28 protein-coding genes are annotated in these 25,502 nt (G+C 71.2%); 4 read left to right on the forward strand and 24 right to left on the reverse strand.

The annotated features are described in order from the left end of the window. Positions 1 to 17 precede the first annotated feature (17 nt). The 3 genes from rpmF to BUB97_RS11650 form a co-directional block, all read right to left on the reverse strand. Entirely contained in the window at positions 18 to 221 is a 204-nt protein-coding gene (gene rpmF, locus BUB97_RS11640; protein ID WP_073134887.1) for a 50S ribosomal protein L32, read from the reverse strand. 108 nt (positions 222 to 329) lie between these two features. Next, positions 330 to 833, reverse strand: a complete 504-nt coding sequence (locus BUB97_RS11645) for a YceD family protein (RefSeq protein WP_073134888.1) — start codon at positions 831 to 833, stop codon at positions 330 to 332. Continuing rightward, positions 830 to 1,381 carry a ubiquinol-cytochrome C chaperone family protein gene (locus BUB97_RS11650; RefSeq protein ID WP_073134889.1) on the reverse strand — a complete coding sequence of 184 codons (552 nt, stop codon included), beginning with the start codon at positions 1,379 to 1,381 and terminating at the stop codon, positions 830 to 832. Before BUB97_RS11650 ends, BUB97_RS11645 begins: the two co-directional genes overlap by 4 nt. A gap of 118 nt (positions 1,382 to 1,499) precedes the next feature. On the opposite strand from BUB97_RS11650, the gene BUB97_RS11655 reads away from it, so the two are divergent. After that, positions 1,500 to 2,024 carry an outer membrane protein assembly factor BamE gene (locus BUB97_RS11655; RefSeq protein WP_086062147.1) on the forward strand — a complete coding sequence of 175 codons (525 nt, stop codon included), beginning with the start codon at positions 1,500 to 1,502 and terminating at the stop codon, positions 2,022 to 2,024. A 67-nt stretch (positions 2,025 to 2,091) separates the two neighbouring features. On the opposite strand, the gene BUB97_RS11660 is transcribed toward BUB97_RS11655, so the two are convergent. The 11 genes from BUB97_RS11660 to BUB97_RS11710 all read right to left on the reverse strand — a co-directional run bounded on the left by BUB97_RS11660 (position 2,092) and on the right by BUB97_RS11710 (position 11,316). After that, positions 2,092 to 3,282 (reverse strand): MFS transporter, encoded by a 1,191-nt coding sequence (locus BUB97_RS11660; protein WP_073134892.1) that lies wholly within the window; start codon positions 3,280 to 3,282, stop codon positions 2,092 to 2,094. Then, positions 3,282 to 4,250 (reverse strand): thiamine-phosphate kinase, encoded by a 969-nt coding sequence (gene thiL / locus BUB97_RS11665; RefSeq protein WP_175562620.1) that lies wholly within the window; start codon positions 4,248 to 4,250, stop codon positions 3,282 to 3,284. Before thiL ends, BUB97_RS11660 begins: the two co-directional genes overlap by 1 nt. Positions 4,251 to 4,267: 17 nt before the next feature. Further along, complete coding sequence (gene nusB / locus BUB97_RS11670; RefSeq protein WP_073134893.1) at positions 4,268 to 4,777, reverse strand: transcription antitermination factor NusB; 510 nt, start codon at positions 4,775 to 4,777, stop codon at positions 4,268 to 4,270. After that, positions 4,774 to 5,259, reverse strand: coding sequence for a 6,7-dimethyl-8-ribityllumazine synthase (gene ribH, locus BUB97_RS11675; RefSeq protein ID WP_073134895.1), 486 nt, complete (start codon positions 5,257 to 5,259; stop codon positions 4,774 to 4,776). Before ribH ends, nusB begins: the two co-directional genes overlap by 4 nt. Further along, positions 5,256 to 6,374 (reverse strand): 3,4-dihydroxy-2-butanone-4-phosphate synthase, encoded by a 1,119-nt coding sequence (ribB, locus tag BUB97_RS11680; protein ID WP_086062127.1) that lies wholly within the window; start codon positions 6,372 to 6,374, stop codon positions 5,256 to 5,258. The genes ribH and ribB overlap by 4 nt, the downstream gene beginning before the upstream one ends. Then, entirely contained in the window at positions 6,371 to 6,973 is a 603-nt protein-coding gene (locus BUB97_RS11685; protein WP_073134896.1) for a riboflavin synthase, read from the reverse strand. The genes ribB and BUB97_RS11685 overlap by 4 nt, the downstream gene beginning before the upstream one ends. Before the next feature lie 82 nt (positions 6,974 to 7,055). Then, positions 7,056 to 8,159, reverse strand: coding sequence for a bifunctional diaminohydroxyphosphoribosylaminopyrimidine deaminase/5-amino-6-(5-phosphoribosylamino)uracil reductase RibD (gene ribD / locus BUB97_RS11690; RefSeq protein WP_073134898.1), 1,104 nt, complete (start codon positions 8,157 to 8,159; stop codon positions 7,056 to 7,058). A gap of 40 nt (positions 8,160 to 8,199) precedes the next feature. Continuing rightward, a complete protein-coding gene (gene nrdR, locus BUB97_RS11695) occupies positions 8,200 to 8,652 on the reverse strand; it encodes a transcriptional regulator NrdR (RefSeq protein ID WP_073134900.1) in 453 nt (150 codons plus the stop codon). A 14-nt stretch (positions 8,653 to 8,666) separates the two neighbouring features. Then, positions 8,667 to 9,971, reverse strand: a complete 1,305-nt coding sequence (glyA, locus tag BUB97_RS11700) for a serine hydroxymethyltransferase (protein WP_073134901.1) — start codon at positions 9,969 to 9,971, stop codon at positions 8,667 to 8,669. Continuing rightward, a complete protein-coding gene (gene rpiB / locus BUB97_RS11705) occupies positions 9,968 to 10,426 on the reverse strand; it encodes a ribose 5-phosphate isomerase B (protein WP_073134902.1) in 459 nt (152 codons plus the stop codon). Before rpiB ends, glyA begins: the two co-directional genes overlap by 4 nt. 44 nt (positions 10,427 to 10,470) lie before the next feature. Beyond that, a complete protein-coding gene (locus BUB97_RS11710) occupies positions 10,471 to 11,316 on the reverse strand; it encodes a dienelactone hydrolase family protein (RefSeq protein ID WP_073134903.1) in 846 nt (281 codons plus the stop codon). Positions 11,317 to 11,387: 71 nt separating this feature from the next. Here BUB97_RS11710 and hemB point away from each other — a divergent pair, with 71 nt between their 5' ends. Further along, complete coding sequence (hemB, locus tag BUB97_RS11715) at positions 11,388 to 12,383, forward strand: porphobilinogen synthase (protein WP_073134905.1); 996 nt, start codon at positions 11,388 to 11,390, stop codon at positions 12,381 to 12,383. Between the two features lie 313 nt (positions 12,384 to 12,696). On the opposite strand, the gene BUB97_RS11720 is transcribed toward hemB, so the two are convergent. From BUB97_RS11720 to BUB97_RS11735, 4 genes are read right to left on the reverse strand one after another with little or no spacing between them, the layout of a single operon-like run. Then, entirely contained in the window at positions 12,697 to 13,833 is a 1,137-nt protein-coding gene (locus tag BUB97_RS11720) for an alpha/beta hydrolase (RefSeq protein WP_073134907.1), read from the reverse strand. 46 nt (positions 13,834 to 13,879) lie between these two features. Then, positions 13,880 to 14,770 (reverse strand): alpha/beta fold hydrolase, encoded by an 891-nt coding sequence (locus BUB97_RS11725; protein WP_073134908.1) that lies wholly within the window; start codon positions 14,768 to 14,770, stop codon positions 13,880 to 13,882. Then, on the reverse strand, positions 14,763 to 15,971 hold the full coding sequence (locus BUB97_RS11730) for a CaiB/BaiF CoA transferase family protein (protein ID WP_073134909.1): 1,209 nt from the start codon (positions 15,969 to 15,971) through the stop codon (positions 14,763 to 14,765). Before BUB97_RS11730 ends, BUB97_RS11725 begins: the two co-directional genes overlap by 8 nt. Before the next feature lie 2 nt (positions 15,972 to 15,973). After that, positions 15,974 to 17,392, reverse strand: coding sequence for a malonyl-CoA decarboxylase (locus BUB97_RS11735; protein WP_086062130.1), 1,419 nt, complete (start codon positions 17,390 to 17,392; stop codon positions 15,974 to 15,976). A gap of 235 nt (positions 17,393 to 17,627) precedes the next feature. On the opposite strand from BUB97_RS11735, the gene BUB97_RS11740 reads away from it, so the two are divergent. Continuing rightward, positions 17,628 to 19,139: an aldehyde dehydrogenase family protein gene (locus BUB97_RS11740; RefSeq protein WP_073134910.1), complete on the forward strand. Its 1,512-nt coding sequence runs from the start codon at positions 17,628 to 17,630 to the stop codon at positions 19,137 to 19,139. 13 nt (positions 19,140 to 19,152) lie between these two features. Beyond that, positions 19,153 to 19,920, forward strand: a complete 768-nt coding sequence (locus tag BUB97_RS11745; protein ID WP_073134912.1) for an enoyl-CoA hydratase/isomerase family protein — start codon at positions 19,153 to 19,155, stop codon at positions 19,918 to 19,920. Between the two features lie 13 nt (positions 19,921 to 19,933). Here the strand turns inward: BUB97_RS11745 and BUB97_RS11750 are convergent, their stop codons facing one another. The 6 genes from BUB97_RS11750 to BUB97_RS11775 are packed head-to-tail and all read right to left on the reverse strand — an operon-like array spanning position 19,934 to position 25,492. After that, positions 19,934 to 21,139, reverse strand: a complete 1,206-nt coding sequence (locus BUB97_RS11750; protein WP_073134914.1) for an MFS transporter — start codon at positions 21,137 to 21,139, stop codon at positions 19,934 to 19,936. Next, complete coding sequence (locus BUB97_RS11755) at positions 21,132 to 21,893, reverse strand: ABC transporter permease (RefSeq protein ID WP_073134915.1); 762 nt, start codon at positions 21,891 to 21,893, stop codon at positions 21,132 to 21,134. The genes BUB97_RS11750 and BUB97_RS11755 overlap by 8 nt, the downstream gene beginning before the upstream one ends. Then, positions 21,893 to 22,906: an ABC transporter substrate-binding protein gene (locus tag BUB97_RS11760; protein ID WP_073134916.1), complete on the reverse strand. Its 1,014-nt coding sequence runs from the start codon at positions 22,904 to 22,906 to the stop codon at positions 21,893 to 21,895. Before BUB97_RS11760 ends, BUB97_RS11755 begins: the two co-directional genes overlap by 1 nt. A 51-nt stretch (positions 22,907 to 22,957) precedes the next feature. Beyond that, the gene (locus tag BUB97_RS11765) at positions 22,958 to 23,926 is read right to left on the reverse strand and encodes an ABC transporter substrate-binding protein (protein WP_073134917.1); all 969 of its coding nucleotides are present in this window, start codon (positions 23,924 to 23,926) and stop codon (positions 22,958 to 22,960) included. A gap of 26 nt (positions 23,927 to 23,952) precedes the next feature. Further along, positions 23,953 to 24,717, reverse strand: a complete 765-nt coding sequence (locus tag BUB97_RS11770; protein ID WP_139281333.1) for an ABC transporter permease — start codon at positions 24,715 to 24,717, stop codon at positions 23,953 to 23,955. After that, positions 24,707 to 25,492: an ABC transporter ATP-binding protein gene (locus BUB97_RS11775; RefSeq protein ID WP_217659646.1), complete on the reverse strand. Its 786-nt coding sequence runs from the start codon at positions 25,490 to 25,492 to the stop codon at positions 24,707 to 24,709. Before BUB97_RS11775 ends, BUB97_RS11770 begins: the two co-directional genes overlap by 11 nt. Positions 25,493 to 25,502: the final 10 nt, after the last annotated feature.

Here is a 25,502-nt window from a genome sequence, read left to right on the forward strand (position 1 = left end):
GGGCGAGGACAGCGCGATCAGGCGCGAACGGCGGCCTTCAGCGGCTTGCCGGCCGCCACGACCTCGCGGCCGTCATAGAAGCCGCAGGAGACGCAGATGTTGTGCGGGCGGCGCAGCTCGCCGCAGTTCGGGCACTCGGCATGCGCCTCGCGCGACAGCGCCTCATGGCTACGGCGCATGCCGCGGCGGGAGGGCGAAACCTTCTTCTTCGGAACGGCCATCGGTGCCGGGCCTTTCTATATGCAACGCGTCACGCGAACGGACGGGATTCTCGGGAGGCGCGCGCCTTACCACCCGTGACCGGGCGGAGCAAGGGTTACGGCGCCTGGCTAGGCCGGGGGGCTGCCCTTCAGCACGCGCAGGGCGGCGAAGGGCGAGGACGCCTCGTCCTTCGCTTCCTCGGGAAGTTGGGCGTCAGGCGCCCGGGGATAAGGGTCGAGCGCGAGGGAAAGGCTCTGGGCCAGAGCCTCCCCCAGATCCACCGTGCCGTCGGGCTCGGACTCGATCTCGTCAGGCCCCTCGTCCATTTCCTCGCCGGGTTCCTCCCCCGGGGGAAGGATCCGCCAGTCCAGAGGCTCGTCCACCTCCTGGGGCACGGGATCCAGGGTGACGACGCAGGGCTGCACCAGCTTCGCCCGCAGGCGCCCCCGGGCGCGCAGAGCGCCCCCAGGCGCCGGAGCGAGCTCCAGCTCGGCCGAGAGCGCGTCCAGGCCCAGCAGGCCCAGCCGGGCGGCCAGGGCGGCACGCTCCTCCGGCCTGGCCTCGAGATACTCCTTCCGCCCTTCCGTCCCGATGATGGCCGGGCGGATGCTGCGGCTGAACTCACGCTTCATGCGCCGGCTCCGACAGGGGTTGCACGGAAATCGGCCTGCCCGGCGACGAAGCCCTCGAAGGGCTGGCCCGCCAGGGCGGCGTTCAGCGCCATGGCATGGCCGGCCAGGCGGCGGGCCGCCCCCGCTGGCGGCTCGCCGCCCCACACGTTGCGCGCCAGCGCCGCCTCGAGCGCCGCCTCGTCCCCGGCCTCCAGCGCCGCCTCATAGGCCAGCGCCCGGCCGTGGAAGGCCTCCCACATGACCCGCACGCGCTTGCCGATGGACATGTCGCCCACGCCCATCTCGCGCAGGTTGATGTCCATGTCGGCGAACATGGCGTCGAACACGGCCTGGGCCAGGGCGGGGCCCCGCGGGTCCGGGTCCCGGTGCAGGCGGCGCACCAGCAGCGCCGCATGGAGGGCGATCAGGTCGAAACGGCCCTCCAGCGTGTCCGGCACGCCGTCCTCCCCGAACAGGCCGGGGTCGCGGGCCGCCTGCACCGCGGCGGTGTAGAGGGCAAAGCCGGCCCGCTCATGCGTGCGGCGGCGGAGAAGGCCGAAAAGGGCCATGGGCTCCCTGTTCCATTTCACGCCAGGGGCAAGGCTGGCGGGCGTGGCTCCATCCGGCCGCGGCACTCTGTTGACCGGGCGGCGGGGCGGTGGCAATCGAACTCGCGAGATGGCCCCCATGACCGCACCCGTCAATCCACTCGCTTCCCGCCCGGCGGCCCGCTGGCGCGCCGCGCTGGTGGCCGTGACCCTGCTCTCCGTACCCCTCGGAGGCTGCGCCCTGTTCGGCGCGCCCGAGGAACCGCGTGGGAACCGGGCCGACCCCGAGCTCTTAAAGGAGCTCACCCCCGGCGTATCCAGCCGCGCGGATGTCTCCGCGCTGCTCGGCTCGCCCAGCGCCACCGCCACCTTCGACCAGCGCGAGTGGTACTATATCAGCGCCACCACCCATACGCGCCCGGGCCAGCTGCCGGGCGTGGACAACCAGCGCGTCGTGGTGGTCCGCTTCAACGACCGGGGCGTGGTGGAGGGCATTGAGCAGAAGGGCGAGGCCGACATGCGGAACGTGGCCATGGTGGACCGCACCACGCCCGTGCCGGGCAACGAGCGCTCGGTCCTCCAGGCCCTGTTCGGCAATATTGGCCGCTTCGGCCCCACCCCGACGCAGGCAGCCACCCCGGGCGTCGCCGCGCCCTCCCCCTGATCCCTGCGCGGATCTCAACAAAAAGGCCCGGGACAGAGTCCCGGGCCTTTTTGTTGCGCTCCCCTCCTCAGGCCGCCGGCGCGGGCGGCCGGGTCACCCGCCAGAGCGCGAAGACCAGGGCTGGCAGGACCATGAGGTTCAGCATGTACCATCCACTGGTGGCATGCAGCAGGCCAGAGCCGAAGGCGGTGCAGGCCACCGTGCCGAAGACGATGAAGTCGTTGGCCGTTTGGGCGCGCACCCGCTCGGCGGCGCTATGCGCCTCGGCCAGCAGCGTCGTCGCGCCAGTGAACATGAAGTTCCAGCCCAGCCCCAGCGCCACCAGCGCGACGGTGAAGTGCATGAACTCCTTCCCCAGAAGGGCCAGCCCCACGCAGGCGGCGTTCAGCAGGACCCCGGCCAGGATCACGGGCCGCGCCCCGAAGCGGGCGATCAGCCGCCCGGTGAAGAAGCCCGGGGCGAACATGGACACCGCATGGGCCTGGATGACCGTGGCGCTGGCCGAGACGCCGAAGCCGCAGAGCATCATCTCCAGCGGCGTCGAGGTCATCAGCAGGTTCATCACGCCATAGGCCACGGCGGCCGTCAGCGCGGCGGTCAGGAAGGCCGGACGGGCGACGATCTCCATCACCGGCGTGTTCACCGCGGCCCGGGGCGGCGCCGGCGGCAGCACGGCGATCGAGAGCAGCGCCATGCAGATCAGCGGCATCAGCGCCAGGAACAGATAGGTGCCGAGGAAGAGGAAGGGCGGCAGCAGGTCCTTGCTGTGCTTCACCAATTCCGGCCCGAGTGCCGCGGCCATCACGCCGCCGGCCATCACCAGCGCGATGGCACGGGGCCGATAGGCCGGGGTGGCCAGCTCGGCGGCCGCGAAGCGGTAGTGCTGGGCAATCCCGAAGCCGAGCCCGGCCGGGATGGCGCCGAGGCAGTAGATGAGGAAGCTGCCCTGCCAGACGCCATAGGCGAAGGTAAGGCTGCCGAGGAAGCTGCCCATGGCCCCGAGAAGGAAGCCCGGCCGGCGCCCCAGCCGGGCGAAGACGAAGCCCGCTGGGATGGAGGCCCCCATGGTGGCGAGCATCTGCAGCGCCATCGGCAGGGTGGCGAGGGACTTGTTCTCGGCCAGGCTGTAGCCGATCAGCGCCCCCATGGTGGCCTGCCCGACCACGGCCGAGTTCATCAGCGCCTGGCAGAAGAAGAGCAGCCGGACGTTGCGGCGCATCGCGGTATCGGTGGCCAGATCCGCCGTGGTCGCTGACATCAGAAGTGACTCCATCCCCCCTGCGGGAGGGTCATCGCCCCCTCGTCCGGCCCGAGCACCCTGACCTCTGGCGGGCCCTCCGTGAACTGCCCGATCCGCGTGGCCGATGTGCCCGCCGCGCGGGCGGCGGCCTCGATGCGGGCGGAATCGGCGGAGCTGGCCGCGAAAAGCAGCTCGTAATCATCTCCCCCGGTGGCGAGGCGAGGCAGCCAGCCCGGCTCCTCTGCCACCCGTGCGGCGGCGGCCGGGGAAAGCGGGACGCGGGCGAGTTCCAGCACGGCGCCGAGGCCAGCGGCGCGGCACAGATGGCCGAGGTCCTGGGCCAGCCCGTCCGAGACATCCATGGCGGCATGGGCGAGGCCCCGCAGGGCGCGCCCCAGCCCCAGCCGCGGCTCGGGGAGGCGGTAGCGGCGGGCCAGGTGCCCGTCGGCATCGGCCGGGACCCGGCCCTGCAGCACGGCAAGCCCCAGCGCCCCGTCCCCGATGGTGCCGGATACCCAGAGATCGTCGCCCGGACGGGCGCCCCCACGGCGCAGCGCCGTGCCGGGCGGCACCGTGCCGATGATGGTCAGGGAAAGGCAGGCCGGGCCCGGGGTGGAGACCGTGTCGCCGCCCAGCACATGCAGGCCGAATTCGCGCTGGTCGGCGGCGAGGCCGGCGGCGAAGCCCTCCAGCCAGGCCGGCGGGGTGCCGCGCGGCAGGGCCGTGGTCATGAGATAGGCGAGCGGCTCCGCCCCCATGGCGGCGAGGTCGGACAAGTTCACCCGCAGCAGCTTGCGGCCGATCGTCTCCGGCGGGTCATCCGGCAGGTAGTGGACGCCCTCGACCATAGCATCGGCGGCCAGGACCAGTTCCCGCCCGGCGGGCGGCGACAGTAGGGCCGCATCATCGGAGAGGCCAAGCGCCCCCTCCCCCGCCAGCCCGCGGAAATGGCGGGCGACGAGGGCAAATTCCGGGGGCAGGCTCACCGGCGCGGCTCCCGGGTTCAGGGCTTGGGCTGGAACTCGTCCCCGCGCATCTGCCGCGCCAGGGCGTCGAGAACGCCATTGGCGAAGCGCGGCTCCTCGCCGTCGAAGAAGCCATGGGCGATGTCCATGTACTCGTTGATCACCACCCGGGCCGGGGTATCCGCGCTGCCCCAGAACTCGGTGGCGGCGGCGCGCAGCAGGGCCCGCAGCACGGGGTCCAGCCGGTCCAGCGTCCAGGTGCCCGAAAGATGTCCGGAAATCGCCGCGTCGATCGTCTCCGCATCCTTGGCGGCGGCACGCACGATCTTGCTGAACAGGGGCACGTCGGCCTGGGGAACGCGACCATCCTCGAAGCCCGCATCGCTCCCCAGCGTCCCGATCCGGTGGCGCACGAACTGGTCGATCACCGTTTCCGCGCTCTCCCCGCCCGCCTCGGACTGGAACAGCGCCTGGACGGCGGCCACGCGGGCGCCGGTCCGGGGGCGCCCGGCATTCGGACGCGGGTTGCGCTTCGGGGCCTGGCTCATCCGGTGGTCTCCGCGAAGCGTCGGGCCAGAGCAATCTGGCCGATCATGGCATTGGCCGCCTCGACGCCCTTGTTGTGGCGGTCGGGCGAGGAGCGGGCGATGGCCTGCTGGATACTGTGGACGGTGAGAAGGCCGAAGCCGATGGGCGCGGCGGTCTCGACGGAGATGTCCATCACGCCCCGGCAGGCCTCCCGGCAGATGTGGTCGTAGTGGTCCGTTTCGCCCTTCACAACGCAGCCGAAGACGAGATAGCCGTCATACTTCTGCGTGCGGATCGCCATGCGCAGCGCGGCCGGAAGCTCGAAGGCGCCGGCAACGTCCACCACCTCCGACTCCCCGCCGATCCCGGCGAGGACCGCGAGCGCGCCATCCACCATGCCGCCCACCACATCCGCGTAATAGGGCGCCTGGATGACCAGGACGCGAGGCGGCGGGCCGGTCAGCTCCGGGGCGGCGCGGAGGGGGGCGTCGGCAGTGCTCAAGGGGCGTCTCCGATCGGGCGGATATCGGTGATGGTCAGGCCGTAGCCTTCGAGGCCGACCACGGGGCGGGGATGGTTGGACAGCAGGATCATCTCCCGCACGCCGAGGTCGGATAGGATCTGGGCGCCGATGCCGTAGTCGCGCAGCTCCGGCGCCATCTTCTCGCGCCCGGCGCGGACGCGCTCGGACAGGGCGCTCGGCTTCACGTCGCGAATCAGGACCACAACGCCGCGGCCCTGGCGCTCGATTTCCTCCATCGCCTGGTGCAGGTCCTTCGGACCATGGCGGCCGGTGATGTCGGAGAGCAGGTTCACGGCATGCACGCGCACGGGGATGGGCCCGGGGCGGGAGAGGTCGCCCTTCACCAGCGCCACATGCTCCCCGTATTCCAGCGTGTTGGCATAGATCACCACGCGCCAGGGGCCGCCCGGCGCGTCCTCCAGCATGCCTTCCTCGACCCGGCGCACCAGCCGCTCCGTCCGGCGGCGATGGGCGATCAGGTCGGCGATGGTGCCGAGCTTGAGGCCGTGATGCTGGGCGAAGGAGACCAGGTCCGGCATCCGGGCCATGGAGCCGTCCTCGTTCATGATCTCGCAGATCACGCCGGAGGGGTTGAGGCCCGCAAGCCGCGCGAAGTCCACCGCCGCCTCGGTGTGGCCGGCCCGCACCAGGGTGCCGCCCTCCCGCGCCACCAGCGGGAAGACATGACCTGGGGTGACGATATGCTCGCGCCCCATCTCGGGGTTGATGGCGACCGCCACGGTGCGGGCGCGGTCGGCGGCGGAGATGCCGGTGGTCACGCCGTCCCGTGCCTCGATGGAGACGGTGAAGGCGGTCTGGTGCCGTGTTCCGTTGCTCTGCGCCATCAGCGGCAGGCCAAGCTGCTCCACCCGCTGGCGCGTCATGGCGAGGCAGATCAGGCCGCGGGCATGGCGGGCCATGAAGTTCACGGCGTCCGGTGTCGCGAACTGGGCGGGGATGACGAGGTCGCCCTCGTTCTCCCGGTCCTCGTCATCCACCAGGATGAACATGCGGCCGCGCCGGGCCTCCTCCAGCAGCTCCTCCGTCGGGCTGATGAAGTCCGCGTAGCTGGTGATGCGGGTTTCGGTGCTCACGCGTTGAACTCCCGAAGGCGGGCGACGTAGCGCGCCAGCATGTCGATCTCGATATTCACCCGCGCCCCGGGGGCCAGGCCACCCAGCGCGGTCACCTCGGTGGTGTGGGGGATCAGGTTCACCCCGAAGGTGGCGCCCTCCACCGCGTTCACGGTGAGGGAAACACCGTCGATGGTGATGCTGCCCTTCTCCGCCACGAAGCGGGCGAGGCCCGGTGGCAGCTGGAAGGCCCAGCGGTGGGAACCGTTCTCGGGGGTGATCGAGAGCACCTCGGCCACCCCGTCCACATGGCCGGAAACCACATGGCCGCCCATCTCGTCGCCCATCCGGAGCGAGCGTTCCAGGTTGATCCGGCTCCCCTCCCGCCACTGGCCCAGCGTGGTGCGGGACAGGGTTTCGGCGGAGATCTCCACTTCGAAGACATCGCCCTCCTGCGCCACCACGGTCAGGCAGCAGCCGGAGCAGCAGATGGAGGCGCCGATGGCGACCCCTTCCAACCAGCCCGGCGGGGTGGCGATGGCCACGCGCATGTCCTGCCCGGCCCCGATGGGGGTCAGGCGGCGGATCGTGCCGATCGCGGTGACGATGCCGGTGAACACGGGAGATGGTTCCGTCTGGTGGGCGTTGCGGTGCAGGGGATGGCGCGCGGGGCGCCCTGTGACAAGGGGGAAACGGCGCGGATCAGCCCGGCGCGCGGGACGACGGAGTGGGCCCAGGAAGAAGGTCGGCCTCCACCAGCCAGCATTCGCCGGCCAGGCGGCGGCCCGTGATCCGCAGCCGGAGCATGCTGTCCAGCCCGCCCACTCCAAGGGATTCCAGGCCGGAACGCCCGTCCCCGCCGATCAGCGAGGGGGCGACGAACCAGGCCAGCCGGTCCACCAGCCCGGCCCGGAGCAGCGAGGCCGCGAGCACGGCCCCGCCCTCCACCATCAGCCGGGTGATCCCCCGCGCCGCCAGGGCCCGCAGCAGCGCCTCGGGCTCCAGGCCGCCGCCCTGCGCGGGCGGCACCTCGATGAAGGACGCGCCGCGCCCCTCCAGCGCGGCCCGGGCCGCCGGATCGTGGCCGGGCCGGGTGGCGATCCACGCCGGGGCCTCGCTGCTGAACAGGCGGCCCCCCGGCGGGGTGCGGAGCCGCGCATCGGCGATCACCCGGACAGTGGGAAGGGCGGCATAGCCGGGAAGGCGGCAGGTCAGCTCCGGGTCATCGGCCAGGAGGGTCCCGCTGCCGGCCATCACCGCGTCGTGGCAGCCGCGCAGGGCATGCGCCATGCGCCGGGCCTCGGGGCCGGTGATCCACTGGCTTTCGCCGGTCCGGGTGGCGATGCGGCCGTCCAGGGTGGTGGCGAGCTTGAGCGTCACCATGGGGAGGCCACGCGCCAGGCGCTTGACGAAGCCGGCATTCACCCGCCGCGCCTCCTCCTCGAGCAGCCCGACCTCCACCGCGATCCCGGCATCGCGCAGGCGCTGCAGGCCGACGCCATCGACGCGCGGATCGGGATCGCGCAGCGCGACCACCACGCGGGCGACGCCGGCCGCGATCAGCGCATCCGTGCAGGGCGGCGTGCGGCCCCAATGGCAGCAGGGCTCGAGGGTGACATAGGCCGTGGCGCCGCGGGTCTGGCCGGCGGCGGCGCGCAGGGCCTCGGTTTCCGCATGGGGGCGGCCGCCCGGGCGGGTATGCCCGCGCCCGACCACCCGCCCGTCCCGGACGATGACGCAGCCCACGGAAGGGTTCGGCCAGGTGCTCCCCAGGCCCCGCGCGGCGAGCGCGAGAGCCGCGCGCATATGCTCTTGATCCGACACGGGAGGGGGTTTGCTCGCGGTGTCAGCCGTTGTCCAGCGAGCCGAGGAAGGCGTTGAAGTCCTTCGCATCGCGGAAGTTCTGGTAGACGCTGGCGAAGCGCACATAGGCCACGGGGTCCAGTTCCCGCAGCACCTCCATCACGCGCTGGCCGATGGCCTTGGAGGTCAGCTCCTCCGCCCCCTCCGACTCCAGCCGGCGCTGGATGCCGGTGACGATGCGCTCCACCTTCTCCTCGTCCACGGGCCGCTTGCGCAGCGCGACGCGGATGGAGCGGGCCAGCTTCTCACGGTCAAAGGCGACACGGCGGCCGTCGCTCTTCACCACCGTCAGCTCGCGCAACTGCACCCGCTCGAAGGTGGTGAAGCGGGCGCCGCAGGCATTGCAGGAGCGGCGGCGGCGGATGGCCGCGCCGTCCTCGGCCGGACGACTGTCCTTCACCTGCGTGTCCTCGGACTGGCAGAAGGGGCAGCGCATCCGGCGGGGCTATCCTAGCTTCGGTAGATGGGGAAGCGGGCGCAGAGGGCGTGAACCGCCTCGCCCGCCGCCTTCTCGGCCGCCGCGTTGCCCTCGGGCGAGTTCGAGCGGGACAGCCCGTCCAGCACCTGGCCGATCAGCCGCCCGACCTCGGTGAACTCCGCCGTCCCGAAGCCGCGGGAGGTGGCGGCGGGGGAGCCCAGGCGGACGCCGGAGGTGACGAAGGGCTTCTCGGGGTCGAAGGGGATGGCGTTCTTGTTCGCCGTCAGATGCGCCCGGCCCAGCGCGGCCTCGGCCGCCTTGCCCGTCAGGTTCTTCGGGCGCAGGTCCACCAGCACGAGGTGGTTGTCCGTGCCACCGGTGACGAGGCCGAACCCCTGGGACTTCAGCTCGGCGGCCAGGGCCTTGGCGTTGTCCACCACGGCGCGGGCATAGGCGCGGAACTCGGGGCGCAGCGCCTCGGCGAAGGCCACGGCCTTGGCGGCGATGACATGCATGAGCGGCCCGCCCTGGGTGCCCGGGAAGACGGCCGAGTTCAGCTTCTTCGCCAGCGCCTCGTCATCCGTGAGGATCATGCCGCCACGGGGGCCGCGCAGGGTCTTGTGGGTGGTGGTGGTCACCACATGGGCATGGGGGAAGGGCGAGGCATGGGCGCCGCCGGCCACGAGCCCGGCGAAATGGGCGATATCCACCATGAAGATGGCGCCCACCTCGTCCGCAATCTCGCGGAAGCGCGGGAAGTCCCACTCGCGGGCATAGGCGGAGCCGCCGGCCAGGATGAGCTTGGGGCGGGACTCGCGGGCGATGCGCGCGACCTCGTCCATGTCGATCCGCTGGTCCTCGCGCCGGACCGTGTAGGGGGCGACCTTGAACCACTTGCCCGACAGGTTCACGGGCGAGCCGTGGGAGAGGTGCCCGCCGGCCGCGAGATCCAGGCCCATGAAGGTGTCGCCGGGCTGTAGCAGGGCGAAGAAAACCGCCGCATTCGCCTGGGCGCCGGAATGGGGCTGAACATTCGCGAAGCCGCAGCCGAAAAGCTTCTTGGCGCGCTCGATCGCCAGGTTCTCGGCGATGTCCACCACCTCGCAGCCGCCATAGTAGCGCTTGCCCGGCAGGCCCTCGGCGTACTTGTTCGTCAGGACGGAGCCCTGGGCCTCCAGCACGGCGCGGGAGACGATGTTCTCCGAGGCGATCAGCTCGATCCCGTCCTGCTGTCGCACCAGCTCGCGGGAGAGGACCTCGGCGATCTCGGGGTCGATCTCCGAGAGCGGGGCGTTAAAGAAGCGGTCGGCGCTGGCGGCGGGGGAGCTTTCGTTCACGGCGTGCGGGTCCAGTCCGGAGAGAGCTTCAGGACCCGGCGGTCATGGCGGCCGCCGGCATAGGGGGTGGCGAGGAAGGCCTCGAGGGCCTCGAGCGCCGGCTCCGGCCCCGTCATGCGGGCGCCGAAGGCGATCACATTGGCATCATTGTGCTCGCGCGAAAGGCGCGCGCCTGTCACGTCATGCACCAGGGCGCAACGGATGCCCGGAAGGCGGTTGGCCGCGATGGAGATGCCGATTCCCGTGCCGCAGACGAGCAGGCCGAAGCGTGCGCGGCCGGCGTTCACGGCCTCGGCCACCGCATGGCCGAAATCGGGATAGTCGACGCTCTCCGGGCCATGCGTGCCCATGTCGAGGACGGAATGGCCGGCTTCCTCCAGCGCCTGGCGGAGGGTGGCCTTGAGGGCGAGACCGGCATGGTCAGCGCCGACGGCAATGGTAAGCGGGGCGGTCATCGCGGCCGTCTACCACGGGTGGGGCCTGGGTTGGAACGGCGCCGCTACTCCTTGGGGGCGGGTCCGCCATGCGCCGCTCCGCGGGCAGCGAGGAAGGCTGGCACCCGCCGCAGCGCGTCGACGCGGGCGGCGGGGTCGGTGCCCATCCGGGCCGTGCCATCGCCGCGCGCCGTCATGTCCAGGCCGGAAAGCACGCGAACCGGCATGCCTGGCTGGTCAAAGCCATGCACCGCGCCCGGATACTCCACCAGCTCGACCGGCGCCGGCCGGGTGCGCTCGGCGGCGAGGCGGCAGGGACCCGGCGGGGTCCAGTCATCGGCGCCGCCCAGCAGCATCAGCACCGGCGTCGCCGGCCGCCAGGGCGGTGGCTCCCGGCCCGGACGAGCGCAGCCGGGATAGAGGGCGATCGCCCCGCGCAGGACGCCGGGCGGCACGGGCGCGCCGGCCGCCGCCAGGGCCGTGCTGCCGCCATGGGACCAACCAATGAGAAAGGCGCCGCCGGGTGCCGCCCAGCCCTGGCCCGATGCCCATGCCGCGGCGGCATGGGCATCGGCGCGCCTGACCGTCTCCGGCAGGATCCCCTTCTCCCCGCCGGAGCAGACCTGGGTGACGCCGCGGCTGCCGAAGCTGTCGGGGAAGAGGACGGGATGGCCCAGGGCCGCGAGCCTCGCTGCCCAATCGGCCTCCCGCGCAGGCAGCGATAGCGGCATCCCCGGCCCGCCCAGCCCGCCGCAACCATGCAGGGCCACCACGGGAATGCCGGGAAGCCCGGATGCCGGGCGAACCAGAAGCCCCCGCAAGGGCTGCCCGCCGGGCCCAGGGATGCTGACAGGCTCGGCCGTCATGACGGGGGCGGCGGCGAGCAGGGCGAGCGGGGCAAGGCGCTTCATTCCGGTGCAGCGTCCCTCCCCCGCCCCGGTTTCGGCTTGGCGGGCCCACGCATTGGCGCGAAAACCCCCGCATGAGCCACCCGCCCTTCCCGATCTCCCGCCCCCGCCGCAACCGCCTGGACGACGCCACCCGCCGCCTGGTCGCCGAGAACCGGCTTTCGGTGGACGACCTGATCTGGCCGATCTTCCTGGTGGAGGGCGAAGGGCAGAACCAGGAGGTGGCCTCCATGCCGGGCGTCCGGCGGGTCTCGCTCGACCGCCTTTCCGAGCATGTCGGCCCCGCGGCGGAGCTGGGCATCCCGGCCATCGCCCTTTTCCCCGCGACGCCGGCGGAGAAGAAGAACGCCGAGGGCACCGAGGCGAAGAACCCCGAGAACCTGATGTGCCGCGCGGCACGGCAGCTGACGCGCGACTTCCCCCAGCTCGCGCTCGTCGGCGATGTCGCGCTCGACCCCTATACCGACCACGGCCATGACGGCGTGATCCGCGACGGCTACGTGCACAACGACGAATCGCTGGAGGTGCTGGTCGCGCAGGCCGTGGTGCAGGCCGAGGCCGGCATCGGCATCATCGCCCCCTCGGACATGATGGATGGGCGCGTGGGCGCCATCCGCGCGGCGCTGGATGCGAAGGGGCTGATCCACACGCGGATCATGTCCTACTCCGCCAAATACGCCTCCGCCTTCTACGGCCCGTTCCGCGACGCTGTGGGCTCGGGCAGCGCACTGAAGGGCGACAAGAAGACCTATCAGATGAACCCCGCCAATTCCGACGAGGCGATCCGCGAGGTGGCGGCGGACCTGGCCGAGGGCGCCGACATGGTGATGGTCAAGCCGGGGATGCCCTATCTCGACATCATCCGGCGCGTGAAGGACGAATTCCGCGTGCCCACCTTCGCCTATCAGGTGAGCGGCGAATACGCGATGATCGAGGCCGCGGCGCGGAACGGCTGGATCGACCGCGAGCGCGCGATGCTGGAAAGCCTCATGGCCTTCCGCCGCGCGGGCGCGGATGGCGTGCTGACCTATTTCGCTGTGGACGCGGCGCGCCGGATGCGCGCTGGCTGAACGAAGGAATGCAGGCGGAGGGCTCCGCCCTCGCCCGCCAAGGGCCTGAGGCCCTTGGAACCCCGTCTGACTGCCGTGGATACGATGATCGAAGGGGTCTCCTGTTGAGGGTGCCCTTCCTGCGTTTGCAGTCGCTTGAGGTCGCAGACCTCAGGCGCACCGTCAGTCGAGCGATTCCAAACTCGGAAAAGAAGATGATGGTGAGGGGTCCGGGAAAGGAAGAATTCCTTCTTCCTCTCCCCGGGATAGACCGGCAGACGAGAACGAGAGCTCCCCGGCAACATGCCGGAAGCGGCCACTCGGAACCGCCGTCTCACATGGCCGGGCGGCGCATCGGAACGCGGCCGCGCGGGGCGGAAGGCGGAACCGGCACGGGCGCCTCGAAGAACCGGCGCATCTCGGCGCCCACGAATTCCTGCGCCTGGCGCGCCTTGGAGAGCACCGCATCCGCGCCGAAGAACTCGTGGGTGACGCCGGGATAGACGGTGTGCTGCACCACCACGCCATTGGCGCGCAGCTTGTCGGCCAGCCGCGTGCCGTCGCTGGCCAGCGGGTCGATCTCGGCATTCACCAGCACCACGGGCGGCAGCCCCGCCAGGTTGGCCTTGCCGATCAGGTCCAGCCGGGGGTCCTGCAGGTCCTGCGGGCCGCGGGTGTAGTTCCGCACGAACCACTCGATCATCGGCCTGTTCAGCGGCTTCGCGTTCGCGAACTCGCGATAGGACGGTGTGTCGAGATCGACGCCCGCCACGGGATAGATGGCCGCGATGGCGATCGGCGCCGGCACGCGGTTGTCGCGCGCGTAGGTGGCGGCGTTGAGGGCGAGGTTGCCGCCCGCGCTCTCGCCGGCCAGGGCGACGCGGGTGGCGTCGGCGCCGAGGGAGGCGGCGTTCCGCACGGCCCAGGCATAGGCAACGTTGGCGTCGTCATGCGCGGTGGGGAAGCGGAACTCCGGGCCCTGGCGGTAGTGCACGGAAAGGACCATCGCCTCGCTGAGCCGGCAGATGGCGCGCGCCGACGCGTCGTAGGTGTCGATATCCGAGATCACCCAGCCGCCGCCATGGAAGTAGACGATCAGCGGCAGCGGACGGTTATGCGCGGGAATGGGGCGGTACAGCCGCGCACGCAGCGGCGTCGGCAGCGTGCTGATGGTGATGTCTTCCTGGCTGCCGATCACGCGGCCCGGGTTGGTGTTCGCCAGTTCCAGCGCGCGCGCCTTCACCGCATCGGAATAGGAGGGCTGGCGGCGCGCCTCGGCGGCGCTAAGCGCCTCGATCGGGCGCGGGTTCAGGCGGGCCAGGGTCTCGAGAAGCGCGCGCTGCTCCGGATCGGCGCGACCCGACGGATCGGCGGGCATTGCCATGCGGGGGTCCTGCTGCGCGCAGGCCGTGGTCAGGGCGGCGAGGCCGAGGGGTAGCATGAGCGCGCTGCGGCGCGAAACGGGGGTCATGACGGGCATCTCCAACCGCGCCGGTCGGGCGCTGCCGGCTGGAACGTCACGCCCCCGTGGCGGTTGCCGGATGCTCGGGCCCGAGGAAATCCGCGAGGGCGGCAGTCTGGGCGGGGTCGATCAGGCCCGGCGCATGGCCGCAGCCGGTAATGGTGACGAGCCGCGTCCCGGGGCGGGCCGCCATGGCCGCCGCGGTCGTTTCGTCCAACAGATCGCTTTCCGCACCGCGCAGCACGAGAATGGGCTGGCGCAGCGTCTCCCAGACCGGCCAGAGGTCGATGTCGGTGATGGCGGTGCTCATCATCGGTTCGGCGATCGCCGGATCGTAGTGCAGGGTCAGGCGGCCTTCCGGGGTGCGCCGCGCGCTGGTTTCGGCCATGTGGCGCCAGGCCGCGTCCGGCAGGTCGCCAAAGCCCGCGTGAACCAGGCGGAGATGCGTCTCCACCTCTTCGGTCGTCGCGAAATCATGCCGGAGGGAAAGATAGGCGGCGATGCGCTGCAGGGCACGGCCGGGCAGGAAGGGGCCGATATCGTTCAGCACCATGCGTCGCGGTGCGACACCCGGCATGGCGCCCACCCCCATGCCGATGAGCCCGCCCATGGAGGTGCCGACCCAGTCATACGGCTTGGGGAGCTGCGCCACGAACTGCTGGAAGGCGAGTGCATAGGTGGGGACGGCATAGAGCTTGCCGTCCGGCAGCCAGTCGCTGAAGCCGCGCCCGAAGACATCCGGGCAGATGACGCGCCGGCCCCGCGCGGCGAGGCGCAGGGCCAGGGCGTCGAAATCCCGGCCGTTGCGCGTCAGCCCATGGACGCAGACCACCGGCATGCCATCCGCCGGCCCCCATTCCACCCAGCGAAGGCTGGCCTGGAAGGGGCCGACACGGCAACGGAAGGCACCGGGCCGGGGACGCTCGACTAACGAACGCTCAGGCAATGCCGCTCTCGCGCAGCCTGGCCACTTCCTCGGCGCTCAGGCCGAGGCGTCCCAGCACTTCCTCGGTATGCTGGCCGAGGACAGGGGCCGCGCTGCGATAACTCGGCGGCGTCGCCGAAAGGCGCACGGGATTGGCGATGACCTGCACGGTCTCGCCGCTCGCATGCTCCATCTCCACGATCACCTCGCGCGCCCTCACATGCGGGTCCTCGAACACGTCCTTCAGCGTGTTGATCGGCCCGCAGCCGATCTTCGCCGCCTCGAGTGCCGCAACCCATTCCTTCGTGCTGCGCGTGCGCATGACCGGGGTGAGCGTGTCGGTGACGAGTTGGCGGTTCTCCACCCGCTTCGCATTCGTCGCGAAACGCTCGTCCCGCAGCAGCTCCTCGCGGCCGACCAGCCTGCAGAAGCGCTCGAAGGTCGGGTCGTTGCCGACGGAGAGGACGATGTAGCCGTCCTGGCTCGGGAAGACCTGATAGGGGACGATGTTCGGATGCTGGTTGCCCAGGCGCGGCGGATTTTCGCCGGTTGCGAGGTAGTTCATGCCCTGGTTCGCCAGCCAGGCGACATGCGTGTCGAGCATGCCGATATCGATGCGCTGCCCCTGCCCCGTCGCGTTGCGATGGTTCACCGCCGCCAGCACGCCGATGCAGCCGTACAGGCCCGCGAACAGGTCCGCGACGGGAACGCCAACCTTCTGCGGCTCGCCGTCGATCTCGCCTGTCAGCGACATGACGCCGCCCATCGCCTGGATCAGCGCGTCATAACCGGGGCGCGGCGCGTAGGGGCCGGTCTGCCCGAAGCCGGTGATGGAGCAGTAGATCAGCCGGGGGTACTTGTCCTTCAGCTCGTCCCAGCCCAGCCCGTATTTGGCGAGGGCGCCGACCTTGAAATTCTCGACGAGGATGTCGCATTCGGCCAGCAGCCGGTGGACGATCGCCTGTCCCTCGGGCTTGGCGATGTCCAGCGTGACCGACTTCTTGTTCCGGTTCACGCCGACGAAATAAGCGCTCTCCGTCGTCTTCGGCACATAGGGCGGGGCGAAGCCGCGCGTGTCGTCGCCCGCGCCGGGCCGCTCGATCTTGATCACCTCGGCGCCGAGGTCGCCGAGCATCTGCGTGCAGGTGGGGCCAGCGAGGACGCGGGTGAGGTCCAGCACCTTCAGGCCGTTCAGCGCCCCCGGGGCGAAGGATCCCTGCATGCTCAGGAGGCCTTCGCGCTGCTGCGCGCCTTCTTCGCCGGGGCAGCCTTGGCCGGAGCCAGCAGCGCGTCCACCGCGCCGGAGCGCACCACCGTGCCACCACGGGCGAAGGCCTCGTGGTTCCGCTCGATCTCGTCGCGGTCGTAGAGGTAGTTCACCATCAGTCCGTAGGATTCCTGCATGCCGCGGGGCGCGGTATTGCCCAGCCAGTTGATCCGTTCCAGCCGGGCACCGTTGCCAAGATGGAATCGCGCCACCGGGTCCATCCGGTCCCCGGGGCTGGTGAGATACTCGGCGCAGAGCCGCAGCAGGGGGGCGCGCAGCGCCTCCGCCCGGGCCGGGTCCTGCCACCACCCTTCCTCGGAGACGGGAATGGCCAGCTCGGCATCGGCACCGCCCTCCGCCATCCGCTTCTCCAGCCAGCGCCGGAAGCCCGGGATGGGGGAGAGGGTGGAGAAGCGGGTGAGCTGCGGCAGCTCCGCCTTCAGGTCCTCCACCACCTGCTTGATGAGGAAGTTGCCGAAGGAGATGCCGCGCAGCCCGTCCTGGCAGTTGGAGATGGAGTAGAAGATCGCCGTGTCGGCCTCCGCCGCGCGGGTCTCGGCGCCCGCCTCGTGCTCCGTGTCCAGCAGCGGCTGGATCGACTCCGCGAGGCCCTGCACCAGCGCGACCTCGACGAAGATCAGCGGCTCGTTCGGCAGGGCCGGGTGGAAGAAGCCGTAGCAGCGCCGGTCGGCGGCGAGGCGCCGGCGCAGGTCGTGCCAGCCCGCGATCTCATGCACCGCCTCGTAGCGGATGATCTTCTCGAGCACGGCCGCCGGGGTCTGCCAGTCGATGCGACGGAGCTGCAGGAAGCCGCGATTGAACCAGGAGACGAAGAGGTGGTGGAGGTCGGATTCCAGCGGCTTCAGCGCCGGCTCCTCGCGCAGCTCGTGCAGCAGCTGCCGCCGCAGCTCGACCAGCGCGGCGGTGCCGCCCGGGGACATGTTCATGCGCCGCAGCAGCTCCTGGCGGGGCGGCTCCGCGCAGCGGGCGAGGCGGGTGGCGTTCTTCGGCGAGGGATCGGCCAGATAGGCCTCGGCGGCCTCGCGCAGCGGCTCGGGATTCGCATCGAACCCCGTGGCGAGGAACAGGTGAAAGGCCGCCCGGTCGGCGGGCGCCAGGTCCCGCAGGGCACCCATGACCTCCCGCGCCACGGCCGCACCGGAGGCCTCGCCGCGTTCGGTGAGCAGGGCCTCGGTGAGGCTCTTGGCGCGTTCCAGCGGCGGGACGGAGTCGTTGGGAACCGAGGCGAAGAGGCGCCCGCGATCGGCGATGGAGGACCAAAGGCGTTCGATCCAGGAACGGGCGGCGGCGGGGGCGGGCTCCCGCGGCTCCTGCTCGCCAGGAACGCGCTCAATCGTCGTCGCAGCCTCGGACATCCGGTCCTCCGTTGGGCGCTGCCGGGCGCCAGGTGGGTTCCGGCGCCAATGCGCGCCGGGATGGCTCTGACGCCCATTCGGGCGCCGGGATGGGCAGATTGGCTCCCCCGCCCCGTCCGGGCAAGGCACGCTTCCGACAGGAAGCGGGGGCCAGATGCTTGCGGCTCCCGGCCAGCGGAGGCACCCTCCCCGCCCCCTGCCCCCGCCCCTTGCCGGCACGGATGAGGAAACGCCCATGCTCGACCGCCCCCACCCCACCCCCGAGGCGCCGACCACCGATCCCTTCGTCCTGGCCAAGGCGCTGTCGGGGCATCACTTCATCGGCGGCCGCTACGTTCCGGCGCGGTCCGGCAAGAGCTTCGCCGTGGTGAACCCCGCGACGGGCGAGGAGGTGGCCCGCGCCGCCGAGGGTGACGCCGCCGATGTCGAGGCGGCCGTCGAGGACGCGGCCCGCGCCCAGAAGGAATGGGCCAAGACCCCGGCCCGCAAGCGCGGCGCGCTGGTGGCGCAATGCGCCGCCCTGATGCGCACCCATGTGGAGGAGCTCGGGCGGCTGATCGCGCTCGAGACCGGCAAGGCGCTGCGCACCGAGAGCCGGGTGGAGGCGAACACCGTCGCCGACATCCTCGAATTCTTCGGTGGGCTCGGCGGCGAGCTGAAGGGCGAGACCGTCCCCTTCGCCCCCGATGTCCTGTCCGTGACGGTGCGCGAGCCGTTGGGGGTGGTGGGCGCCATCATCCCCTGGAACGTGCCCATGCTGCTGATGGCGCTGAAGGTCGCCCCCGCCCTGGTGGCCGGCAATTCCGTGGTGGTGAAGAGCGCGGAGGAGGCGCCGCTCGCGGTGCTCCGCATCTGCGAGTTGATGAACCGCGTGCTGCCGGCCGGCGTCTTCAACATGGTCTCGGGCTTCGGCCCGGAATGCGGGGCGCCGCTGGTCTCGCATCCGAAGGTGCGGAAGGTGACCTTCACCGGCTCCGTCGAGACCGGGAAGATCGTCTACCGGACGGCGGCCGAGAAGCTGATCCCGGTGACGCTGGAACTCGGCGGCAAGTCGCCCATGATCGTCTTCGCCGATTGCGACTTCGACAAGACGCTCGCCGGCGCCCTCACCTCCATGCGCTTCACCCGCCAGGGGCAGAGCTGCACGGCAGCCAGCCGCATCTATGTCGAGCGGCCGATCTTCCAGCGCTTCGTCGATGCCATGGCGGAGAAGGTCGACAAGATGGTCATGGGCGACCCGCTGGACGAGAAGACCGATATCGGCACCATCATCTCGGACGGGCAGTTCGAGAAGGTGAAGACCTTCATCGACGAGGGCAAGGCGACCGCCGGCGCAACCGGGCGCGCCTGCTCCGCCATGCCCTCCGACCCCGCGCTGAAGAAGGGGCTGTTCATCCAGCCGCATATCTTCACCGGCCTCGGCAAGGAGAGCCGGCTGGTGCGCGAGGAGATCTTCGGCCCCGTGACCTGCATCTTCCCCTTCGACGACGCCGAGGCGGTGCTGGAAGAGGCGAATGACAGCGAATACGGGCTGGCCGCGAGCCTGTGGACCAACAACCTGAAGGTTGGCCTGACGCTGGCGCATAAGCTCGAGGCCGGGCTGGTGCAGATCAACCAGAACCTCGTCGTGCAGGCGAACCTCTCCTATGGCGGCGTGAAGTCCTCCGGCCTGGGCAAGGAGGCTTCGCTGGAGGCGATGCTGGAGCACTTCACCCATAAGAAGACCATCATGGTGAACATGGCCTGAAGGAGCGGAGGTGATGCAGGCCGCGCCCGGGATCCCGACCCTCGCGATCGAGGGCGCGGTCGCCACCATCCGCCTCAACCGCCCGGCCGTGCACAACCGGATCGAACCAGCCGATCTGGTCGCGCTCGACGGGCTGCTCGACAGCATCGCGGCCGAGCCGTCGGTGCGGGTCGCCGTGCTGACCGCGGGCGGGCGCTCCTTCAGCTCGGGCTTCCATATCGGCGAGATCGGCTCCGGCGGGCCGCAGGATGAATCCTCCTTCGGCCGGCTGGCGGACCGGCTGGAGCGTCTCGCCGTGCCGACGATCTGCGCGATGAATGGGGGCGTCTATGGCGGCTCCACCGACCTGGCGCTCGCCTGCGATTTCCGGATCGGCGTCACGGGCATGGCCATGTTCATGCCCGCCGCGCGGCTGGGACTGCACTACTATCCCAGCGGGATGCAGCGCTATGTCAGTCGGCTTGGCCTGAACTCGGCCAAGCGGCTGTTCCTGACGGCCGGGAAGCTGGACGCGGAGGAGATGCTGCGGATCGGCTTCCTGACCGAGCTGGTCGCGCCCGAGGCGCTTGAGGGGCGCGTGGCCGAGCTGGCCGCGACCCTGGCGTCCAATGCCCCGCTCGCCGTGCAGGGCATGAAGCGGGCCCTGAACGACATTGCCCGGGGCGATGCCGATCTGGAGGCGATCGCGGCCACGGCGCGCCGCGTCCGGGACTCCGAGGATCTGCGGGAGGGGCGCGCCGCCTGGCTCGAGAAGCGTCCGTCCCACTTCACCGGCCGCTGAGCGGGGGCGGCAGCTAGCCCAGCCGCCGGAGAGGCCGGGCCAGCAGCACCAGCGCCAGCCCGGCGGCAAGCAGGGGCAGCGCCGCGAAGCCCCAGCCCTGCCGCGCCGCTGCCGCCACCGCCATCGGCGCCAGGAGCGAGCCGATATTGTTGCACTGGACCACCAGGCCGAGCGCCGGTCCGGTCAGGGACGGCTCCGGCACGCTGCGGGGCACCAGGGTGAAGAGCGAGGCCGGGATCATTCCGCCGATCCCCGAGGCCAGCAGCGCCGCCGCCAGGGTTAGGCCGAGCGAGAAGGGCAGCGCGAAGGTGCCGGCCGAGAGCAGGGCCATCGCCATCCCCGCGGAAAGCACGAGCAGGGAAGCCCGCCATCCCCGCCGGATCAGCCGGCCCGCCAGCAGGTTGCCGCCGATATTGACGATGGCCGCCGCTGCCCCGGCGAGGCCCGCGAGGGGCAGTGCCAGGGCGAATCCCTCCACCAGCCGCGCCGGCAGGAAGCCCGCGATGCCGAAGTAGATGACGGCGTAGCAGGAGAAGGCGCCCGCCAGCAGCACGGGCAGGCGCGCCCGCCACAGCGCGGCGAGTCGTCGCCGCAGCCCGTCCTGCGCGCCCACGGGCTGGCCCGCCGAGCGCGGCAGCAGCGCCCCGGCCAGGAGGGCGGCAAAGGGCGGCAGCAGCGACATGACCGCCCAGGCCATGCGCCAGCCAAACCCCTCGACCACAGGCGCGGCCAGCATGCCCAGGGCGATGCCGCTGGGCATGAAGATGCTCCACCAGCTCATGGCCAGAGCGCGGTCCGCCGGGGCGGCGCGGGCCGCCACCAGGGTCGGGGCGGAGACGACGACGGCGAGGAATCCCGCTCCCTCGACCACGCGGCAGGCATAGAGCAAGGCCGGCCCCGGCGCGAAGGCGGCCGCCAGCCCAGCGGCCCCGAGCGCCCAGAGGCCCGCCAGCAAGGCCCGCCGCATCCCCAGCCGCGCCGCCACGAGCCCGGCCGCGAGGCCGAACACCGCCCCCATCAGGGCGAAGACCGAGAGCAACCCGGCGGCCCCGGACAGCCCGACCTGGAGATCTGCCGCGATGGCGAGGAGCGCCGGCGCCACCTTGCCGAGCTGCAGGGAAGCGGTGACGCCCGCGCCGACCAGCACCGCGACCTCTGCCCAGCGGGTCACAGCCTTGGCCGAATCGCCCGGGGCAGCCCGCGCGGGCTGCTCAGCCATCGCGGCCCGTGGCGAAGAACCAGCCGATCAGCCGGCGCTCCAGCCAGAGGAAGCCGCGGTTCAGCGCGTAGCCCAGCGCGGCCAGCACCAGCACGGCGGCGTACATCTCCTCGGCGCGCCCGGCGAACTGCATCAGCACGAGGTAATGCCCGACGCCCTGCTCGCCCGCGATCATCTCCGCGACGACCGTCGTCACGAGTGCCAGCGCGAGGGCGACGCGCAGCCCCGCCAGCACATAGGGCAGGATGGCCGGCAGGGTGACGAGGAACAGCCGCCGCCAGGCCGGCACGCCGAAGGTGCGGGCCATCGCCAGCTGGTCCGCCTCTACCGCGCGCAGCCCCTGGGCCGTGTTGGTGAGCACGGGGAAGAAGGCCGTGATGGCGGCGATGCTGATCTTCATCCCATTGTCGAGGCCGAGGAACAGGACGAGCGGCGGGATGATGGCGGGGATGGGGATCGGGCGAACCAGCTCCACCGTCGGGCCGAGCACCCGCGCGGCCAGGGGGCTGGCCCCGAAGAGCAGCCCCATCGCCACCCCCGCGACCGTCCCCCCCGCGAGGCCGGCGAACATCCGCGCCAGCGTCGAACCGACGAGCATGGGGATCTCGCCGGAGGCCGTGTCGCGCAGCAGCGCGGCGAGCACATGCGTCAGGGGCGGCCAGTTCGGGCTGTCCACCCAACCCGCCCGCGCGGAAACCTCCCACAGCGCGAGCAGGGCCAGGATGAGCCAGAAGCCGGAGGTGAAGCGACGCATCACACCTGCGCTGTTCGATGGATCAGCCCCGCGCTCGCCGGATAGCGGCCGGTGAGCCCGTAGCGCTGCATGGTGGCGACGAGGTCGTCGATCTCGGCGGGGGTCACGCCCTTGGGATAGGCGGGAAGCGCGACGCTGCGCATCCGCTCCAGCGGCACGCGGGAGAATCCGGAGATGAGTTCCAGCAGCTCCGGCCTGCCCAGGCGCTCGTTCACCCAGTCCACGCCCTTGTGCAGGCCGCGCGCGAAGCGGTCGAACACCTCGCCGTTGCGCTCCAGGTCGGGCGCGATGCCGACGTAATGGGCGTTGGTCCCGCCGGGCGCCGTCTCGCTGATCGGCCAGCCGATGCGCTCGATGCGGTCGCCATGGCTTTCCAGCGCGGCGGTCACGAAGGGCTCGGAGGAGATGCAGGCATCCACCTGCCCGCCGGCCAGCGCATCCGCCATCTGGGGAAAGGGAACCTCCACCGTGGTCACCTTTCTCCAGTCGCCGCCGGTCTTCTCCACCCAGGCCATGCCGCGCAGCCAGACGATGTTGTTGCGCGTGTTGCTGGCCAGGCGCTTGCCCTCCAGCTCCTTGCCCGTGCGGATGCCGCTGCCCTTGCGCGTCAGCACCGCCAGGATGTCCGGCGCCTGCTGCGTGCCGCGGGAGGCGCCGGAGATGAAGCGGAATTCCAGCCCTTCCCGGATGCCGAGCATGGTCGAGACGCCGTTCGAGAACACCGCGCGGAACTGCCCGGCCACCAGCCCCGGCAGGCCGGTCGCGCCGCCGGCGGTGGTGGAGGTGTCGATCTCGATGCCCTCCGCGCGGAAATAGCCCTGCGCGATCGCGGCGTGCAGCGGCGCCACGTCGAGCACGGGGATGACGCTGACCCGCATCCTCGTCAGCGACTGGGCCCGCAAGGCAGGCGCGGCGAGAGGCGCGGTGAGGGTGGCGACGATCGCGGTGCGGCGGGTGAGGCGGATCATGCTCGCGGTCTCCTTCAGCAGGTCGGTCCTGGCGAGGCGGCGCATGCAATCGCCGGGCCTCGCAGGACGCGCGGAAACCGCGAGCGCCCGATCACCTCAGGCCTTCGCCGTGCGGAAGATCAGCTGGGACGGCTCGGGGAAGCGCCCGCCCAGGCCGAACTTCGTCATGGTGGCGATCACCTCCGCGATCTCCGCCTCGGTGACCTCCTTCACATAGACGGTGAAGGCGCAATCGCGCAGCCGCTCCACGGGAACGCGGGAGAATCCAGAGATCAGCTCCAGCAGCTCCGGCTTGCCCAGCCGCTCGTTCACCCAATCCGTGCCCTTGGCCAGGCCGCGGGCGAAGCGCTCGAACACCTCGGCGTTGCGCTCCGCATCCTCCTTCATGGCGACGTATTGCGCGACGGAGGAAGCCGGCGCGGTCTCATGGATGAACCAGCCGATGCGCTCCAGCTTGTCGCCATGGGCCTGCAGGGCGGCGGTCACGAAGGGTTCGCTGAACAAGCCGGCATCGATCTGCCCGCCCGCCAGCGCATCGGCCATCTGCGGGAAGGGCACCTCCACCGCGTTCACCTTGCGCCATTCGCCGCCGGTCTTGTCGATCCAGGCCATGCCGCGCAGCCAGACGATGTTGTTGCGCGTGTTGGAAGCCACGCGCTTGCCCTCCAGCTGCTTGCCGTTGGTGATGCCCGAGCCCTTGCGGACGAGAATGGCCATGCTGTCCGGCGGGTTCGGCTGTGAGCGGACGGCGGGGGCGACAAAGCGGAAATCGAGCCCCTCGCGAACGCCCAGCAGAGCGGAAACCGTGTTGGTGAAGGCCATGCGGAACTGCCCCGCCACCACGCCGGGCAGGCCGGTCGCGCCGCCGGCCGTGGTGGAGGTGTCGATCTCGATGCCCTCCGCGGCGAAGTAGCCATGCCGGATGGCGGCATGTAGCGGCGCGACGTCGAGCACCGGGATGACGCTGACCCGCAGCTTGGTCAGCGCCTGGGCCCGCAGCGACGGCGCCGCGAGCGGAAGGGCGAGCGTGGCGCCAATGGCGGCGCGCCGGGAAATCTCGGTCATGGTTGTTTCCTCTCTTTCTTGCTTGGTCAGCTTCGGTTCTGCCAGTGCAGGGCCCTGGCCTCCGCCCAGGCGAAAAACGCGTTCAGCCCCAGCCCCACCAGGGCGAGGATCACGAGCCAGGCATACATCTGGCGGATCAGGAAGCTGCGCTGCATGTCCAGGATGAGGAAGCCCAGCCCCCCCTGCCCCGTCAGCATCTCCGACAGCACGGTGATGATGAGCGCGAGGCCGAGGCTCGTCTTCATCCCCGCCAGGATGAAGGGCAGCGCGGCGGGCAGCACCACGAGGCGCAGCACGCGCGCCGTGCCCCAGCCATGGGTGCGCGCGGAATCCAGCAGGACCCGGTCCACCCCGCGTACGCCCTGCAGCGTGTTCACCAGCACGGGAAAGGTGACGGCGAGCGAGACGGAGGTGATCTTCATCGTGTCGCCGATGCCGAGGAACAGCATCAGCGGCGGCACCAGGGCGGCCTTGGGAATGGGGCGCAGCAGTTCCACCAGCGGCTCCAGCAGCCGGTAGGCCGCGCCCCACCAGCCCATGGCGATGCCGAGCGCGATCCCCAGCGCCGAGCCGATGGCGAAGCCGATGAAGACGAGGCGCAGCGTGGCCAGCAGCGGCCCGAGCACCTCGCCGGAGGCGATCAGGTCCGACAGCACCTCCCAGATGGCAGAGGGCGGCGGCATCAGGGCGCGCCGGATCAGCCCCTCATTCACCGCCCATTCCAGCGCGGCCAGCAGCACCGCCAGGAAGCCGAGGCCGGGAAGCAGGCCCAGGAGCCTCTCAGGCCGCATGGCCGCCACGGGTCAGTAGGGCGTCCAACAATTCATGCCGCAATTCGAGGAAGCGCGCCGTCTCGCGCACCTCCACGGCGTCGCGCGGGCGGGGCAGCCCCGTCTCGACCACGCGGGCGATGGTGGAGGGACGCTTCGTGAGCAACGCGACGCGGTCGGAAAGCGCCACCGCCTCCTCCACGTCATGCGTCACCAGAACCACCGTCAGGCCGCGCTTCTCCCACAGCTCCAGCATCAGCCGGTGCAGGTCGAGGCGCGTCAGCGCATCCACCGCGCTGAAGGGCTCGTCCATCAGCAGGATCTTCGGCTCCGCGGCCAATGCGCGGGCCAGCGCCACGCGCTGCTGCATCCCGCCCGAAAGCTGCCAGGGGAAATGGTCCCCGAAGCCCGTCAGCCCGACCGAGGCGAGCTGCACATCCGCGGCCTCTCTCGCACGGCCGCGCGACATGCCCGGGCGATGCTCCACGGCGAAGGCCACGTTGTCGCGCACGCTGCGCCAGGGCAACAGCGATCGGCCATATTGCTGGAACACATAGACCGCTTCCGGCGGTGGCCCAGTAACGGGGCGGCCGGCGACGCGCACCTGTCCGGCCGAGGGCGCCATGAGCCCGGCCGCGATCTGAAGCAGGGTCGACTTCCCGCAGCCGGAGGGCCCGAGGATGGAAAGGAACTCCCCATCCCGGACGGAGAGGGAGAGGCGGTCCATCGCCAGGGTGGGCGGGCCACCCCGCGCGGGGAAGGACTTCTCCACCGCCTCCAGTTCCAGGATCGCCATCCCCGCCCCC

The organism is Muricoccus roseus (genome assembly GCF_900141905.1).
GTDB lineage: Bacteria > Pseudomonadota > Alphaproteobacteria > Acetobacterales > Acetobacteraceae > Roseomonas > Roseomonas rosea.